The organism is Sinorhizobium sp. BG8 (assembly GCF_016864555.1).
In the GTDB taxonomy this organism is placed as follows: Bacteria; Pseudomonadota; Alphaproteobacteria; order Rhizobiales; family Rhizobiaceae; genus BG8.
Genome location: NZ_CP044011.1, coordinates 3,164,124 through 3,180,006, shown reverse-complemented (window position 1 = coordinate 3,180,006; position 15,883 = coordinate 3,164,124). Strand labels below are relative to the sequence as shown.

Here is a 15,883-nt window from a genome sequence, read left to right as displayed (position 1 = left end):
CGAAGCCCTTGTGAATGATCGTATGCGAGCCCTTGGTGGGCCGGTCAGGAACCGGCGGCCAGCAGGTCGGCATGGGACTGGAAGAAGCGTTCCAGACCGTACTGCTTCCCGAACATGATGTCGTGCTGCAGGAACCGGTAGTCGCGGATCACGGGATCGATGTTCTTCTTGCGTGCCCAGTCGGGGCGGCCCTTGCCCTTCGCATCGACCAGCATGTAGCGGTCGATGACGTCGTAGCGCTCATGCACCCGGCCGAGGAAGCCGGTGTAGTAGGGGTGCTCGAAGCCCGAGGCCTTCAGGATATGATAGGAGAGGAAGGCCGGGCTGATGGTGCCGATGTCCTTCACTGCGCCGGTCTTGTTGGACCAGATCATCAGCGGGGTTTCGTGCTCCTTCTTCATCTGCTCGGTCGTGCCTTTGCGCGACGCGGTGATGTCGTTCATGTAGCCGGTCGAGGTGTAGACGGTGTTGAGCGGCGGCAGGTGGTCGCCGAAGATCACGATGATCGTCTCGCGGTCGCGCTGGCTTGCCCAGTCCATCAGCATCTTCAGGCTGTCGTCGGCTTCCTTGACACCCTGGGCATAGGTTGAGAGCACCTGGCGATCCGCAAAGGGCAGGTTGCCGTCGATGCCGATCGTGTTCTTCGCGTAGCGGTTCGCTTCATAGGGGCCGTGGCCCTGCAGCGTCACGGTAAAGAAGAAGAAGGGATTCTCCTGCTGGTCGGCCTCGCGGATGATCTCCTTGGTGAGCGCCTCGTCCGCGGTGAAGATGCCGCGCTTCGGCATGACCGGCATGTCCGGCTCCGCCTTGAACGTCTCGAAGCCGAATGCCTTGTAGACGGCGGTGCGGTTCCAGAACCAGCCCTGGAAAGGATGGATGGCACGCGAGGTATAGCCTTCGCCACGGAAGAAGGTGGCAAGCGAGGGGATCGGATTGCGGACGTACTGCTGGTAGGGAATGCTGCCGGTCGGCAGGAAGGCGTTGGAGAAGCCGGTAAGCGCCTCGAACTCGATGTTTGCGGTCAGGCCGCCGAATTCCGGCGAGAAGACCGAGCCGGACTGGTTGGAGCGGATTACCGGCATCGGGTCGGGATTGAGCTTCAGGTTGGTCAGCTTCGTCGGATCCCAGAGCGACTCGCTCATGAGCACGATCACATCCGGCTTGGTGCGGTGGGACGTGCCGGCCGGCAGGGGATCGGAGCCGATGCGGTCGATTGCATCCGTCATGTAGCCTGCGGGCGCATGGATGTTGGCCATCGGCAGGTTGATCAGGAAGGCCATGACGAAGCCGTTGTGCAGGTAGTTCTCCGTCTGGTCCCACATGATCGGGATGACCTGCAGCCGGTCCCTGATCGTGGAGAACTGGTTGTAGTCCATGATCGAGCCGAATCCGGCAAGCAGCGGAAGGGCGATGGCGAGGCGCGCAGCACGCGCCTTCAGCGTCAGGCGCGGGAAACTGCGCCATGCATAGACCCACACCCCAATCAACGCACACACGGCGACGATGACGCCAACGGCGAGCAACACGGCGGTCCAGGGGCGATCCTTGACCAGCACGGGCATGAGTTCGAGGATCTGGCGGCCGAAGAAGACGTCGGTCGGATAGAGGGGGTCAGTCAGGTAGATCTGCTTCTGCTGGGAGATGAAGGCTGTCAGAAGCGTGAGCGGCGCAACGATGAGAACGGCCTTGTGCTTGCGGCCGATGAGGGCGTCGACGGTCAGGTAGACAAGCAGAAACAGGGTGCAGGTCGTCCATGCCGGGCGGGAAACACTCGTAAAGAAGCCGAATGTCTGCTCGAAGGATTCCCGTGTGATCAGTTCAACTGCGACGACTGTCAGGATCGCGAGAAGCGACGTCGCGGCGACGGACCGGAGGATGGCCAGTGCTCGTGTATAGCGGCCCGAAAGACCGGAAGAGACGACAAGTGTGTCGTCTGCAGGTGCCACCACGGCAGCGGAATTAAAGAGGACCAAGGCCATCTCCACATTTCATAAAAGTTTCGCACACCTGTCATATCGACGTCATGTTGAACAGGGGATGAACGCTGCCCACAACGCCGGTTCAACAGCATTGTTCCGGGAGCCTGAGGCTCTCAATCGTGTGCAGGCAGCGAACCGGCCGACATGCGATAAGCTTTTGTTTCCAAAATCGTCCGGCATGCTCTAAACAGCTTGCGAAAGCCCCGCCTCGTGCAGCGAGGCGGCATGACCTGGTGCATTCGAAGGAAACAGGCTGCCGAGATGAGCGACAGACACGACACGACCACTCTGAGAATTGCCGTCGCGCAGCTCAATCCTACCGTCGGCGACGTCACGGGCAATCTTGCCAAGGCGCGCGAGGCGAGGGCAGACGCTGCCCGCCAGGGCGCCGATCTGCTGCTTCTGACCGAACTCTTCATCTCCGGCTATCCTCCCGAGGATCTGGTGCTGAAACCAGCCTTCCTGAAGGCGTGCCGGCGCGCTGTGGAAGCACTGGCGCAAGACACCGCCGACGGCGGTCCCGGTGTCATCATCGGTTTTCCCCGCCAGGACGAGACGGGTCGCTATAACGCGGTCGCCGTCCTCGACGGCGGCGCCATCCAGGCCGTGCGTGACAAGGTGGACCTGCCGAACTATGGCGAGTTCGACGAAAAGAGGGTGTTCGACCAGGGCGCGATGCCGGGTCCGGTCAATTTCCGCGGCATCCGGCTCGGAATCCCGATCTGCGAGGATATCTGGGGTGATCTCGGCGTCTGCGAGACGCTCGCCGAAAGCGGGGCGGAAATCCTGCTTTCGCCGAACGGCTCGCCCTACTATCGCGGGAAGGTGGACGTGCGCCACCAGATGGCACTCAAGCAGGTGATCGAGACCGGTCTTCCGCTTCTTTATGCCAACCAGCTCGGCGGACAGGATGAACTCGTGTTCGACGGGGCGAGTTTTGCCATCAATGCGGACAAATCGCTCGCCTTCCAGATGAGCCAGTTTGAAGAGGCGGTTTCAGTCACCACCTGGAAGAAGAACGGCCGGAACGGCACGGGGACACAGGATGGAGACGGCGAGGGCTGGCGTTGCATCGACGGGCCGATGTCGCTCATTCCGGAGAGGGAGGAAGCGGACTACCGCGCATGCCTTCTCGGCTTCCGGGACTACGTGAACAAGAACAGCTTCCGCAACGTCGTTCTCGGCCTTTCCGGCGGCATCGATTCGGCGCTCTGCGCGGCAATCGCGGTCGACGCGCTGGGCGAGGAGCGAGTCCGGTGCGTCATGCTGCCCTACCGGTACACGTCGCAGGATTCGCTGACCGATGCGGCGGCCTGCGCGAAGGCGCTAGGCTGCCACTACGATATCGTTCCCATCGAAGATCCGGTGCGCGGCTTCATGACCGCGCTGTCGGAAATGTTCGAGGGCACGGAGGAGGGTATCACCGAGGAGAACCTCCAGAGCCGTACGCGCGGCACGATCCTGATGGCGATCTCCAACAAGTTCGGCTCCATGGTCGTGACGACAGGCAACAAGTCGGAGATGTCGGTCGGTTATGCCACCCTCTACGGCGACATGAACGGAGGCTTCAATCCGATCAAGGACCTCTACAAGATGCAGGTCTACGCGCTCTCGCGCTGGCGCAACGCCAATGTGCCGGCGGGCGCGCTTGGACCATCGGGAGAGGTGATCCCGGTCAACATCATCGACAAGGCGCCGTCCGCCGAACTGCGGCCCAACCAGACGGACCAGGATTCGCTGCCGCCTTACCCCGCGCTCGACGATATTCTCGAATGCCTGGTCGAGCTGGAGATGGGAACGGAGGAGATTGTCGCGCGCGGTCATGACGTGGCGACGGTTCACCGGATCGAGCACCTGCTCTACATCGCCGAGTACAAGCGCCGCCAGTCGGCGCCGGGGGTGAAGATAACCAAGAAGAACTTCGGGCGCGACCGGCGCTATCCGATCACCAACCGGTTCCGCGACCGGTAGAAGGCGGGGTGGCATGCGCAGCTCGGTCGAGATCTATTCGCTCACAACGGGCAGCAGCCGCGTGGTGCTGCAGACGGACAGGCTGGTCGAGGCGCCCAACTATTCGCGGGACGGGCAGTTCCTGATCGTCAACGGCGATGGCCTTCTCTACCGCATTCCCGTCTCCGGGGGCGAGCTCGAGCGGATCGACACCGGCTTTGCCGTTACCTGCAACAACGACCATGGTCTGTCGCCGGACGGCGGGCTGCTTGCGATCACCGACAAGACGGAATTCGGCAAGGCCGCCATCTACGTTTTGCGGGCCGAAGGCGGAGCGCCGCGGCTCGTCACCCGAAATCTTCCCTCCTACTGGCACGGCTGGTCGCCGGACGGATCGACGCTCGCCTATTGCGGCATCCGAAACGACGTCTTCGATATCTACACGATCCCTGCCGATGGCGGCGAAGAGCGCCGGATGACGAACGGGGAGGGCCGGAACGACGGTCCCGACTGGTCGGCCGATGGTTCCTGGATCTATTTCAATTCGAGCCGCACCGGGCGCATGCAGATTTTCCGGGTCCGCCCGGACGGATCGGACGTGACGCGGATCACCGACAGTCTCTACGGGGACTGGTTCCCGCATCCTTCGCCCGACGGCAGGCATCTGCTGGTTCTGTCGTATGACGGTGACGTGTTCGATCATCCCCGCGACCTTGATGTGCGGCTCCGCCTGATGGATCCCGACGGCAACGACGCGCGCATCCTGTTCGAGCTCTTCGGCGGGCAGGGGAGCGTGAACGTGCCGAACTGGTCACCGGACGGTACTGCGTTCGCCTACGTGCGCTACGCCCGCCCGGCTTGAAGGATTCGCGCTAGCCTCAAAAAGCGGTGCTGAATTTAAGTCTTTGCTCACCAACGAATTTAAGCGAATTTTCCCGCCTTTCCCTCCATACCCCTGGGAATGAAGAATGCGTGGTGCGGCGCCGCGCAGAGACCGGGGTTTTTCATGGTCGAGGTTACCGGGAAGGCTGCACTTGCCCAGAGCGGCAGGATGAAGGGAATTATCGGAATGGCGGCGGTCTTCATCGTCGTGCTTTTCGCCTTCGCGAACTTCATCGTGCTCGACTATGCCGTGCGCAAGACGAACCAGTTCACCGGGGACATCGAGAAGAGGCTCGTCAGGAACGAGTTCAGCCACCAGATGGAGCAGGTCGTGCTCTATCAGAGTTCCATGTCCTTCTGGGACAGGAGCTACGAGGAACTGTCGAAGGGCTATTTCACCGACGACTTCATCCGCACCCACATGCGCGACTGGCTGTGGGCCGACTTCGGGTTCTCGTGGATGGTTTTCGTGCGGTCGGACGGCGAGACGGTCCTGTCGATGCATCAGGGCATCGTCGAGCGAAACAGCAAGGCGCGCAACCTGCTGCAATGGGTCAGCGACCTGACCGCCCGCGCCACAAGCGCCTACTATGCCGCGCTCATCCCCAGCGAAAGCGGCTGGCAGATCGCACGGGACGCAAGCCACCACAATTTCCTGTCGCCGGCCCTTCCCAACATTCACGTTGCGGGGCTGAGGATGATCGACGGCGCCATGAGCATCGTCGTGGTGCAGGCAGTGGTGCCGCGGTCGCTGATCATTCCGGCGGTCAGGAACGAACCCGTGCTGATGGTGACCGTGAAGCCGATTTCGGGAGAAATGCTCGAAAGCGCCTCGACCAGGCTCGGGCTCTCCGAACTGGGCTTCTCCGCGATCGTTGATCCCGACCCCGAACTGTTGCTTACGGCCGTCGGCGGGGACGACTACAACCCCATGGTCGCCTCGTGGCGGCCCACACGGCCCGGCACGCATGTGTGGGGCCTGGCGACCCCGCTGATCGGCGTCCTTGTCCTTGCCTTCATCGCTGTCATGACGTTCATCGCCCACGGATTCTCCAAGCTCGTGAAGGCGCTGCAGGAAAGCGAGGCGCGCCATTCGTACCTGGCGGTCCACGACCCACTGACGGGGCTCCAGAACCGTGCGGGGTTCGACAAGACCATCAGGAAGGCGCTCGGTACCACGCCGGGCAAGCCCTTTGCGATCTTCGCCATGGACCTCGACATGTTCAAGGCCGTCAACGACCGCCACGGCCATGCGGCCGGCGATGAGGTGCTGCGGACGGTCTCGGCGCGTTTCCGCGAGCGCATCGGAATGATGGGAACGGTCGCGCGCCTTGGCGGCGATGAGTTTGCCGTGTGGTTGCCTGGGGACATCGGGCGCGAGACGCTGCTGGCAATCGCCGAGGGGCTCGTGCGCGACGCACAGGTGCCGGTCGCCTTCGAGGGGCAGATGCTGTGTGTCGGAAGTAGTGCCGGGATTGCCTGCTATCCGGCGCACGGGCAGAGCGCCCACGAAATCGCGGTGACGGCCGATGCTGCGCTCTATGCGGCCAAGAATGCGGGCCGCAATCGGGCGATCCTTGCAGGGGCGGCCGAGCAGGCTGCGGCCAAGAGCGCAAGAGCCGCCTGAAAGCGCGTTGCGATTCTCCCGATTTGCCGCGGGTCTTCTCCCGAAGCAGGTGTCGACTTTCGAGAGACACTCACGAACCGACGCCTGCGGCGTCCGGATTGTCGCTTCTTACCCGCCGAAACGACATCCGGACGCCGCTTCCGAGGCTTGAGCCGGAATTGGACCCGTGTAGATATTCCGCCGTCAGGTGCCTGCCGAAAGGCGGGAGAATCGGGAATCCGGTGCGGTGCTTCGGTGCCAGGTCCGGAGCGCGCCCAGCGCTGTGACGGGGACGGCTGTACCGCATGAAGGGACTTGCTCCTTCATGGCACGCCACTGGTCTTTTGACCGGGAAGGCAGGTTCAGTCGGTCGATCCGAAGCCAGAAGACCGGCCGGACAATATGGACCGAACCCACGCGGACGGTGGGAGGTCGTGCATTGTTGGGGAGAAGACGATGCGACCTCATCCGGAGGACCAGATGGTCCGTGCGGGAGCCTTTTCGGCTGCCGACAGAAGTGCCGTCTATCGCGCGATCGAAACGCGGCGGGACGTGCGCGACCAGTTCCTGCCCGATCCGCTGCCTGACGACCTCTTGCGCCGCCTGCTTGGCGCTGCCCACAGCGCGCCGTCGGTGGGCTTCATGCAGCCGTGGAACTTCATTGTCGTTCGCAGCCGCGACGTGCTTGCCGAGGCCCACCGCGCCTTCGAGCGCGCCAACGCCGAGGCGGCCGCGATGTTCACCGGCAAGCAGCGCGACCGCTATCGGGCATTGAAGCTCGAGGGTATCCTGAAAGCACCGCTCAGCATCTGCGTCACCTGCGATACGACGCGCGGCGGCAAGGTCATCCTCGGCCGCACCCACAATCCGCGCATGGACGTCTATTCCACCGTGTGTGCGGTGCAGAACCTGTGGCTCGCGGCCCGTGTGGAAGGGATCGGGGTCGGATGGGTCAGTATCTTCAACGACGCCGACATCCGCTCGCTCCTCGGCATCCCGCCGCACGTCGAGATCGTCGCCTGGCTTTGCGTCGGGTATGTGAACGAGCTCTACCGGGAGCCGGAGCTTGCGGTGAAGGGCTGGCGCCAGCGCCTGCAACTCGATGAACTCATCTACGAGGATCGCTGGCAGGGGTAGAGCGTCCGGCGCTGCGGAAGATCAGTGTACGCCCGGCTCGGCGGGATTCCTGAGGTCGATGGCCGATTCGTTTTCGGGGAGGAAGGTCGGACCGACGGTCCTTACCTTTCGCGACGCGGGATCATAGGGGCGCTCGATGATTTCCTTCTTGGCCTCGGCGGGCTTCGGCACGGGTTTCGAGCGGATGGTGGTGACGGACCCCGTTCCCTCTTCCACGAGATGACCCGTGGCTGTCGCCTGGTCCTGGTTCCTGCCGGCAAGGGCGTTTTCCTGCTGGAGGACCTTGCGATAGTAGGCAGACAGGTCGCAGCCGCAGGACCCGGGCTTGGACAGATCCCGCGTCCGGTAGGCGAAGGCCGCAGGAAGCGTCGAGTAGGGCTTGCCGGTCACCGTCGAAACCATATCCCCTGATTCCGGTGAGGAAAGCGCGTGGTAGTAGAGTTCCGTCTCGGTTTCGGGGCACATCATCGCGCAGACCCTCTGGTCGCGACGGAAATCGAGCGGTGAGGCGCCGGTGGAAATCGGGAAGAAACCGCCGTCGCAGGTCCTGACACAGACAGTGCGCAGCCCGCCTTCGACCGACGGATCGCCGAAATGCCGCAATCCCGGGAAGGCCGCGCCCTCAGGCATGTCCTCCGTGGGGAGGGAGTCGTCCATCGGCATCGAAAGCGTGAGTTCCGGATCCGTATCGCCGAAGTCATCCGTGGCCGCTGTCGGCATGAAATCCCGGCCGGCGTCATTGCAGCCGTTGGAATCGAGTGCCGCGAGAAGCCGCCTGCGCACATTCTGGGTGCCACCCGAAATCGCATACTCGCGGCGCTTCTTGTCCAGGATCTGGAGGTTGCGCTCCATCCTTTCGACGGTCGAGACCAGCGCATCGCACTGATCGGCGTTCTCACCGCCGTAAACCGCCACGCTATCCGAACTGCAGCCGAGGCGACGCATGTCGCTCTTCACCTTCCTGAGCTCGATGTTCTGGCGGGCAACGGCACCGGCATAGCTGCGGACGTCATCACTGGCGGGAACGGCTTCCGGAACAGCCGAGAGGTGCGCGAGCAGCCGATCGCAGACGGGGGACGCAGCCGCGGTGCCGGCAGAAAGGCAAAGCGGCAGACCCATCGCGACAACGACCAGCAAGCGATAGCGCATGTTCACGGCTAAGTATCCCGGTGATTTTCGATTGTCCGACGGCCCCAAGCTGCAATCCACCGCGTGTGGCGACGATCATAAGATCTTGGCGGTGAAGAGCAATATGCTCCCGATTTTGTGATTAACGAACAACGCGGAGATCGAGGAATGGAAAAACTGGAGTTGACAATTCATGTTGATGGATGGCCGCAGAATTGATCTCTTTCGGGCTGTAGTGTAGCAGGAATGTCGAGCCCGAGATGCCTCGTCATCCGGCAGAAGGCGCCCCGAAGTGGCGCGGCATTCATTTGAACCATTGGCAGGTAGGCATGCGAATTTCTTCCGTCCTCATGAGCCCGCTCTACGCGCTGCAGCTTGCATCGGGCGCCAAATCCTTCGCCGACAATCCCATCATCGGCAGCAAGCGGCTGAACCGCATGGGACTGCACGAAAAGCGCGTCTCGATCGCGATGAAGATGGCGGACTGGCGCCGCAAGTCGCTGGCAGGGAGTGTATCGGCCGACCACCGCCGGCAATACGAAGAGAATGGCTTCGTCAAAATCGAGAACTTTCTGTCGCCGGAGGTTTTCGCGCAGGTCCAGAAGGAACTCGATACGAGCGATTTCGACCGCTTCGACATGTTGCAGGGCTCGACGGTAACGCGGCGCGCTCTGATCGACGACGCGGATCTGGAAAGCCGGCCGGGCTTCAAGGCGGCCCGCAACGATCCGCGGATCAAGAACCTGCTGCGCTACGTTTCCTCGCATGCCGGCGAACCGCTGCTTGTTGTCCAGGTGGTGATGGCCCTGCCGTCGGCGGTCACGCACTCGGGCGTCGACCCGCAAACCGCGCTGCACAGCGACACGTTCCAGCCGACCGCCAAGGCATGGCTGTTTCTGAAGGATGTTGGCGACGAGGACGGCCCGTTTTCGTATGTGCCCGGTTCGCACAAGGTCACCGATCAGCGGATGGCCTGGGAGCGGCGTATCAGCGAGAATTCGGATACGATCGAAAACAAGTATTCGGCGCGCGGTTCGTTGCGGATCATGCCCGACGAGCTGGGCGCACTCGGCTACGGCCAGCCGGTTAGGATGGTGGTGAAGGCGAACACGCTGATCGTCGCCGACACGCACGGTTTCCATGCCCGTTGCCCGAGCTACAAGACCACGACGCGGATCGAGATCTATGGATCGCTTCGCCGCAATCCCTTCCTGCCGTTCACCGGAATGCATGTTGCATCGCTTCCGGCCATCAGGACGCGCATGAATCGCCTGATCATCAACGCCATGGGACTGCGCGAGAGGCTGGGGCTGAAGGGTTCGCCCTGGAAGGCCGCCGGCGCCGGCAAGGCGGAAGAGTGGTCGGACAGGCTCCGAAACCTCTGAAGATTGCTCACCAAAATCGAAAGGCCGGACAGGTGATGTCCGGCCTTTTGCATTTTCTGATGCCGCAGACCGGCAAATTCGCTCTGCCTAAACCCGGTGTGCCCGGTCGCGCTCTGGCGAACTTACCGGACACAGTCGGCGGCGCCCCGCGCTAGGCGGGGAACGAAGCCTCGACCACGGCAAGTGCCGCCATGTTGACCACGCCGCGCGAGGTTACAGATGGCGACAGGATATGGGCCGGCATGGCGGTGCCGAGCAGGATCGGCCCGACGTGCAGACCGTCGGTCATCGTCTTGAGGACACCCAGCGTGATGTTGGCGGCATCGAGGTTCGGGAAGACGAGCAGGTTGGCCTCGCCTGAAAGGGTGCTGTTCGGCATGACGCGCTGGCGAAGCGACTCCGAGATGGCGGAATCACCATGCATTTCGCCGTCGACCTCTAGTTCCGGAGCCATTTCCCTGAGGATATCGAGAGCCCTGCGCATCTTCGAGGCGCTGACGGAATCGCGTGAGCCGAAGTTCGAGTGCGAGACGAGAGCGGCACGCGGCGTGATCCCGAAGCGGCGGATTTCCTGCGCCGCCATTATGGTCATCTCGGCGACTTCCTCGGCCGACGGGTCGAACGTGACGTAGGTATCGGTGAAGAAGGTCGCGCCGCGCTGGGAGATCAGGAGGCTGAGGCCGGAGAAGTCGATAACGCCCGCCTTCTTGCCGATGATCTGCGAGACATCGCGAAGGTGGCGGCTATAGCGTCCCTCGACGCCGCAGATCAGCGCGTCCGCATCCCCGCGTCGCACCGCGAGCGCGCCGATGACGGTCTGGTTCGTACGCACGATCGTGCGCGCGGCTTCCGGGATCACTCCCAGGCGGCCGACGAGGCCGAAGTACTCGTCGACATAGTCGCGGTAGCGCGGATCGTCTTCCGGGTTGACGACCTCGAAGTCGGTTCCCGGGCGAATGCGCAGGCCATAGCGTCTGAGGCGCGTCTCGATGATCTGGGGGCGTCCGATGAGGATCGGCTTGGCGGTCGCCTCTTCGAGAAGGACCTGGGCGGCACGAAGCACGCGCTCGTCCTCGCCCTCGGCGAAGATCACTCGCTTCTTCTCCGCCGCCTTCGCTGCCGCGAAGATAGGCTTCATGATGAAGCCGGAGCGGAACACGAAGCGGTTCAGCTGGTCCATATAGGCATCGAAATCCGTGATCGGACGCGCAGCGACGCCCGATTCAGCTGCTGCGCGCGCCACCGCGGGCGCAATGCGCAGGATGAGCCGCTGGTCGAACGGCGAGGGGATCAGGTAGTCGGGGCCGAAGACGGGCGTATCACCGGAATAGGCGCGTGCGGCGACGTCGGAGGGCTCCTCGCGGGCAAGCGCGGCAATCGCCCTGACCGCCGCCATCTTCATCTCCTCGTTGATCGTGCGGGCGCCGCAATCAAGCGCGCCGCGGAAGATGTAGGGGAAGCACAGAACGTTGTTCACCTGGTTCGGGAAATCGGAGCGTCCCGTGCATATCATCGCATCGGGACGGGCTGCACGCGCTTCCTCGGGCATGATTTCCGGCGTCGGATTGGCGAGCGCCATGATCAGCGGCTTTTCGGCCATGCGCGCCAGCAGCTCGGGCTTGAGCACGCCTGCGGCGGAAAGGCCGAGGAAGACGTCCGCACCGTCGATCGTCTCGGAAAGCTGGCGCTTGTCGCTCTCCTGCGCATAGACGGACTTCCAGGGATCCATCAGGACTTCGCGGCCCTTGTAGACGAGCCCCTCGAGGTCGTGGACCCAGATGTTTTCCAGTTGCGCGCCGAGAGTGACAAGCAGGTTCAGACAGGCAAGCGCGGCAGCGCCCGCGCCGGAGGCCACGATCTTCGCCTTGGCGATATCCTTGCCTGCGAGCTCGAGGCCGTTGAGGATCGCGGCCGCGACGATGATCGCCGTTCCATGCTGGTCGTCGTGGAAGACCGGAATATCCATCTTCTCGCGCAGGCGACGTTCCACGTCAAAGCATTCGGGTGCCTTGATGTCCTCAAGGTTTATGCCGCCGAACGTCGGCTCCAGCGCGGAGATGACATTGACCATCTCGTCCACGGTTGGCGCGTCGATCTCGATGTCGAAGACGTCCACGCCGGCAAACTTCTTGAACAGGACCGCCTTGCCTTCCATGACCGGCTTGGAAGCAAGCGGGCCGATGTTGCCGAGACCGAGAACGGCGGTTCCGTTGGAAATGACGGCGACGAGGTTGGCGCGCGCGGTGTACTCCGCGGCCGTCTCGGCGTTGTCGCGGATCGCCAGGCAGGGCGCGGCGACGCCGGGAGAGTAGGCGAGTGCGAGGTCGCGCTGGTTGCCGAGAGGCTTGGTCGGCTGGATCTCGAGCTTGCCGGGGCGCGGGTGACGGTGAAAGAACAGTGCCTGCTGGTCGATATCGCCGCTTGCCGGTGTTGGCTTCTTCGTCTTGTCACCCGTCGTCATCGTGCTCTCTTCCAGTTCCGCGCCACTTCGCCGCGAGATGTCCGGAGCCGTCTCCAGCGTGCCGTGAATCCCGTTGACGCCATAAAGCCTCAAATGACCGGGCTTGCAAGAAACAATATCAGCGGGCGCTCCGGTCACGGAGGGCCTGTCATTTTCCTGATACACGAGTCTGGTTTTACCCGGACTAAGGGCCGGCGCGCTTTCACGCCCAAGTCAGTACCCGGAGAGATCAAGGATGTCCCCCATCAAGGCAGAGCCGCATGTCAGGCATGTTCGTACCCTCTTCCTGTCCGACATCCACCTGGGTTCCAAGGCGGCAAAGGCCGATTTCCTCCTCGACTTCCTCCGCCACCATGAGGCCGCCACGATCGTGCTGGTCGGGGACATCATCGACGGGTGGCGGCTGAAGCGAAACTGGTACTGGCCGCAGAGCTGCAACGACGTCGTCCAGAAGCTCCTGCGCAAGGCGCGCAAGGGGACGCGCATCGTCTATATTCCGGGCAATCACGACGAGTTTCTCCGCGATTTTCCGGGAACACATTTCGGCGGCATCGAAGTGGTACCGCAGATGCTGCACGAGGCTGCCGACGGGCGGCGATATCTCGTCCTTCACGGCGACGAATTCGATGTCGTCGTGCGCAACGCCCGCATGCTCGCCTATCTCGGCGACTGGGCCTACGACGCGGCCATGGCGATCAACATCGCGCTTGCTGCGGTGCGCCGGCGGATCGGCCTGCCGTACTGGTCATTCTCGGCCTGGGCCAAGCTTCAGGTGAAGCATGCCGTGAACTTCATCGGCGAATTCCAGCGGGTCGTGGCGGAAGAGGCGCGCAAGCATGCGGCCGACGGGGTGATCTGCGGGCACATCCATCACGCGACCATCGAGGACATTGACGGGATCCGCTACATCAACACCGGAGACTGGGTCGAAAGCTGCACGGCGATCGTCGAGAATTTCGACGGTCGCATGGAACTCGTGACGTGGCGACACTTCGGCGCGACCGGCAGCCTGACCGCCCCCGAACAGGTCACCCTGCCGATCGGGATCGACCTTCCCGCCGGAAGGCAGCCCGAAGCGGCCTGATCCTTGCGTCTGTGCGTCGCATCACAGCAATGATGAGCAATACACATTCACGGATTGGCGTACGTACCTCGTCGTGGTAGATCGAGAGTCTCTCTCGCTTCAGGTTCCTCACATGAACGCCCAGCAGGGTACGACGCCAACGTCAGGCGCGCCGCGGTTTTTCGCCGAGCGGATCGCGCTCGTTTTCTCAGCGCCGATGCTGGTCAATGGCATCGGCCTCCCGTTTTTTCCCCTGTGGCTCTCCTCACTGGCGTTTGACGACTTCCAGATCGGCATCGTGCTCGCGGTGCCGATGGTCGTCCGGGTGTTTACGGCGCCGCTTGCCGGGGTCCTTGCCGATCGTATCGGCGAGCGCGCGCATGTGCTGGTCTGGTCGGCGGTATTGTCGCTGATGACCGCCTGCGCGCTGTTCCTCAGCAACAGCTTCTGGCCGGTTCTTCTCATCTACACGCTGCAGGGTGCTGTCTATGCCCCGTTCGTGCCGATTACCGAGGCGATTGCGCTCAGCGGCGTGCGGCGCTGGAACTTCGACTACGGGAAGATGCGATACTGGGGGTCTTTGGCCTTCATCGCCGCCACGATGGTCGGCGGATGGCTTTCGGGGCTGTACGGTGGAGCGATGGTTCTGCCGTCGATGGCGACCGGTTTCGTTTCGATGGTGCTTGTGGCGCTCATGGCGCCGCGAATCGGCAAGCCGCGCCGACCGTCGCCCATCTCGGCGCTCGCCGTCGGCCCGGCGAGCTCACTGCGCCAGAAGGACGTGCAGTTCATGCTTGTCGGGGCGGCGCTGGTGAATGCCAGCCACGCACTGCTCTTCGCGTTTTCAGTGATCTACTGGGAAACGCTCGGCTTCACCGGGACGCAGATCGGCCTGCTGTGGAGCGCGGGCGTCTTCGCCGAAGTGCTGGTTTTCGTATTCGCCGTGCAGCTGAGGCGCCGCTTCAGCCTGTGGTCGATGATCATCTTCGGCTGCGCCGTAGCCGTTGCGCGCTGGCTCTTCTACCCGCAGGACGTCGGCCTCGAAGGCTATTTCGCCCTGCAATGTCTGCACGCCTTTACCTATGCGAGCATCCATATCGGTGTCCAGAACCGCATCGTGCAGAGGGTTTCCGAGGACCGGGAAGCCTCGGCCCAGGGGGTCTACTTTCTTTACAACGGCATATTCATGGCGATCGCGACGTTCGTTTCCGGCTATGCCTACGCCTGGTACGGCGTGAAGGCCTTCTACCTGATGTCCGTGGTGGCCGCGACCGGCTTCGCCTTCGTGCTCCTGGCGCGAAAATGTCAGCCCCAGAGCCTGCCTTCGGGCGGGAAGACCTCCGAGGCTTCATAGTGCAAACCCGGTACGCGGTCACGCGCCAGGAGCAGCGGGCCGTCGAGATCGACGAATTCCGCGCCCTGGGCAAGAAGCACGCCCGGCGCCATGCCGAGAGACGTGCCGACCATGCAGCCGACCATGACCTTCAGCCCGAGCGCACGGGCTGTGTCGCGCATGGCGAGGGCCTCGGTGAGGCCTCCGGCCTTGTCGAGTTTTATGTTGATCGCATCGTACCGGTCGCACAGTGCTGCAAGATCGCCCGACAGGTGGACGCTCTCGTCTGCGCAAACGGGTACAGGGCGGGCCATATGCCGAAGCGCTTCGTCCTTGCCGGCCGGAAGCGGCTGTTCGACAAGCGCAATGCCTGCCTCGGCGCATGCGTTGAAATGGCGGGCGAGAGAGTCGGCAGTCCAGCCTTCGTTCGCATCGACGATAATGTCGCTCTGAGGGGCGGCGGCCCGCACCGCACGGATTCGGCTCACGTCGTCGCTGGTGCCCAACTTGACCTTCAGCAGGCGCCGATGGGCATGCTCGGCGGCAGCCTTCGCCATAACGTCCGGTTCGCCGAGGGAGATGGTATAGGCGGTGACGAGCGGCGAGGGCTCGTCCCGGCCGATCATGGACCAGACCGGCCGGCCGGCAGTCTTGGCCTCGAGGTCCCAAAGGGCGCAGTCGAGCGCATTTCGGGCGGCACCGGCGGAAATCAGGCTCTGCAGATCCACGCGGTTTGCGCCTGCCTCGATCTCGGCGGCGACAGCGCTTATCTGGTCCAGCACCGAAGCGACCGTTTCGCCATAGCGGCCATAGGGAACGCACTCGCCCCAACCCACATGGGCGCCTGCGGAGATCCGGCATGTCACGACCTCCGCAGTCGTCTTGGCACCGCGGGAAATGGTGAATGTACCGGCGATCGGGAAGCTTTCGCTTGTGGTCGTGAGGGTGCGTGACATATC

General features: G+C 63.1%; 10 protein-coding genes, 1 pseudogene and 1 riboswitch. Of the genes and pseudogenes, 7 read left to right on the top strand and 4 right to left on the bottom strand.

The features are described 5' to 3' along the window. Positions 1-44: 44 nt before the first annotated feature. A complete protein-coding gene (locus tag F3Y30_RS15015) occupies positions 45-1,949 on the bottom strand; it encodes an LTA synthase family protein (RefSeq protein ID WP_246752986.1) in 1,905 nt (634 codons plus the stop codon). 291 nt (positions 1,950-2,240) lie between these two features. Between F3Y30_RS15015 and F3Y30_RS15010 the strand changes: the two genes are divergently transcribed. The 4 genes from F3Y30_RS15010 (at position 2,241) to bluB (ending at position 7,554) form a co-directional block, all read left to right on the top strand. Beyond that, on the top strand, positions 2,241-3,950 hold the full coding sequence (locus F3Y30_RS15010) for an NAD+ synthase (RefSeq protein ID WP_203423464.1): 1,710 nt from the start codon (positions 2,241-2,243) through the stop codon (positions 3,948-3,950). A gap of 13 nt (positions 3,951-3,963) precedes the next feature. Further along, positions 3,964-4,791, top strand: coding sequence for a PD40 domain-containing protein (locus F3Y30_RS15005; RefSeq protein ID WP_203423463.1), 828 nt, complete (start codon positions 3,964-3,966; stop codon positions 4,789-4,791). 144 nt (positions 4,792-4,935) lie between these two features. Beyond that, positions 4,936-6,438, top strand: coding sequence for a diguanylate cyclase (locus F3Y30_RS15000; RefSeq protein ID WP_203423462.1), 1,503 nt, complete (start codon positions 4,936-4,938; stop codon positions 6,436-6,438). Positions 6,439-6,606: 168 nt separating this feature from the next. Continuing rightward, positions 6,607-6,830, top strand: a riboswitch (cobalamin riboswitch). A gap of 43 nt (positions 6,831-6,873) precedes the next feature. Then, the gene (gene bluB, locus F3Y30_RS14995) at positions 6,874-7,554 is read left to right on the top strand and encodes a 5,6-dimethylbenzimidazole synthase (RefSeq protein ID WP_203423459.1); all 681 of its coding nucleotides are present in this window, start codon (positions 6,874-6,876) and stop codon (positions 7,552-7,554) included. A 21-nt stretch (positions 7,555-7,575) separates the two neighbouring features. Here the strand turns inward: bluB and F3Y30_RS14990 are convergent, their stop codons facing one another. Then, positions 7,576-8,703, bottom strand: coding sequence for a DUF2865 domain-containing protein (locus F3Y30_RS14990; RefSeq protein ID WP_246752985.1), 1,128 nt, complete (start codon positions 8,701-8,703; stop codon positions 7,576-7,578). 308 nt (positions 8,704-9,011) lie between these two features. Here F3Y30_RS14990 and F3Y30_RS14985 point away from each other — a divergent pair, with 308 nt between their 5' ends. Next, complete coding sequence (locus tag F3Y30_RS14985) at positions 9,012-10,067, top strand: phytanoyl-CoA dioxygenase family protein (protein WP_203423457.1); 1,056 nt, start codon at positions 9,012-9,014, stop codon at positions 10,065-10,067. 151 nt (positions 10,068-10,218) lie between these two features. Here F3Y30_RS14985 and F3Y30_RS14980 read toward each other — a convergent pair whose 3' ends face one another. Further along, positions 10,219-12,528 (bottom strand): NADP-dependent malic enzyme, encoded by a 2,310-nt coding sequence (locus F3Y30_RS14980; protein WP_203423456.1) that lies wholly within the window; start codon positions 12,526-12,528, stop codon positions 10,219-10,221. Between the two features lie 235 nt (positions 12,529-12,763). On the opposite strand from F3Y30_RS14980, the pseudogene F3Y30_RS14975 reads away from it, so the two are divergent. Together F3Y30_RS14975 and F3Y30_RS14970 are read left to right on the top strand one after the other, a co-directional pair. Then, a pseudogene (locus F3Y30_RS14975) lies at positions 12,764-13,516 on the top strand (UDP-2,3-diacylglucosamine diphosphatase); the annotation flags it as partial. A gap of 208 nt (positions 13,517-13,724) precedes the next feature. Then, a complete protein-coding gene (locus F3Y30_RS14970; protein WP_203423453.1) occupies positions 13,725-14,945 on the top strand; it encodes an MFS transporter in 1,221 nt (406 codons plus the stop codon). Here F3Y30_RS14970 and dgcA read toward each other — a convergent pair. Then, the gene (dgcA, locus tag F3Y30_RS14965) at positions 14,897-15,880 is read right to left on the bottom strand and encodes an N-acetyl-D-Glu racemase DgcA (protein ID WP_203423452.1); all 984 of its coding nucleotides are present in this window, start codon (positions 15,878-15,880) and stop codon (positions 14,897-14,899) included. The genes F3Y30_RS14970 and dgcA overlap by 49 nt on opposite strands. Positions 15,881-15,883 lie beyond the last annotated feature (3 nt).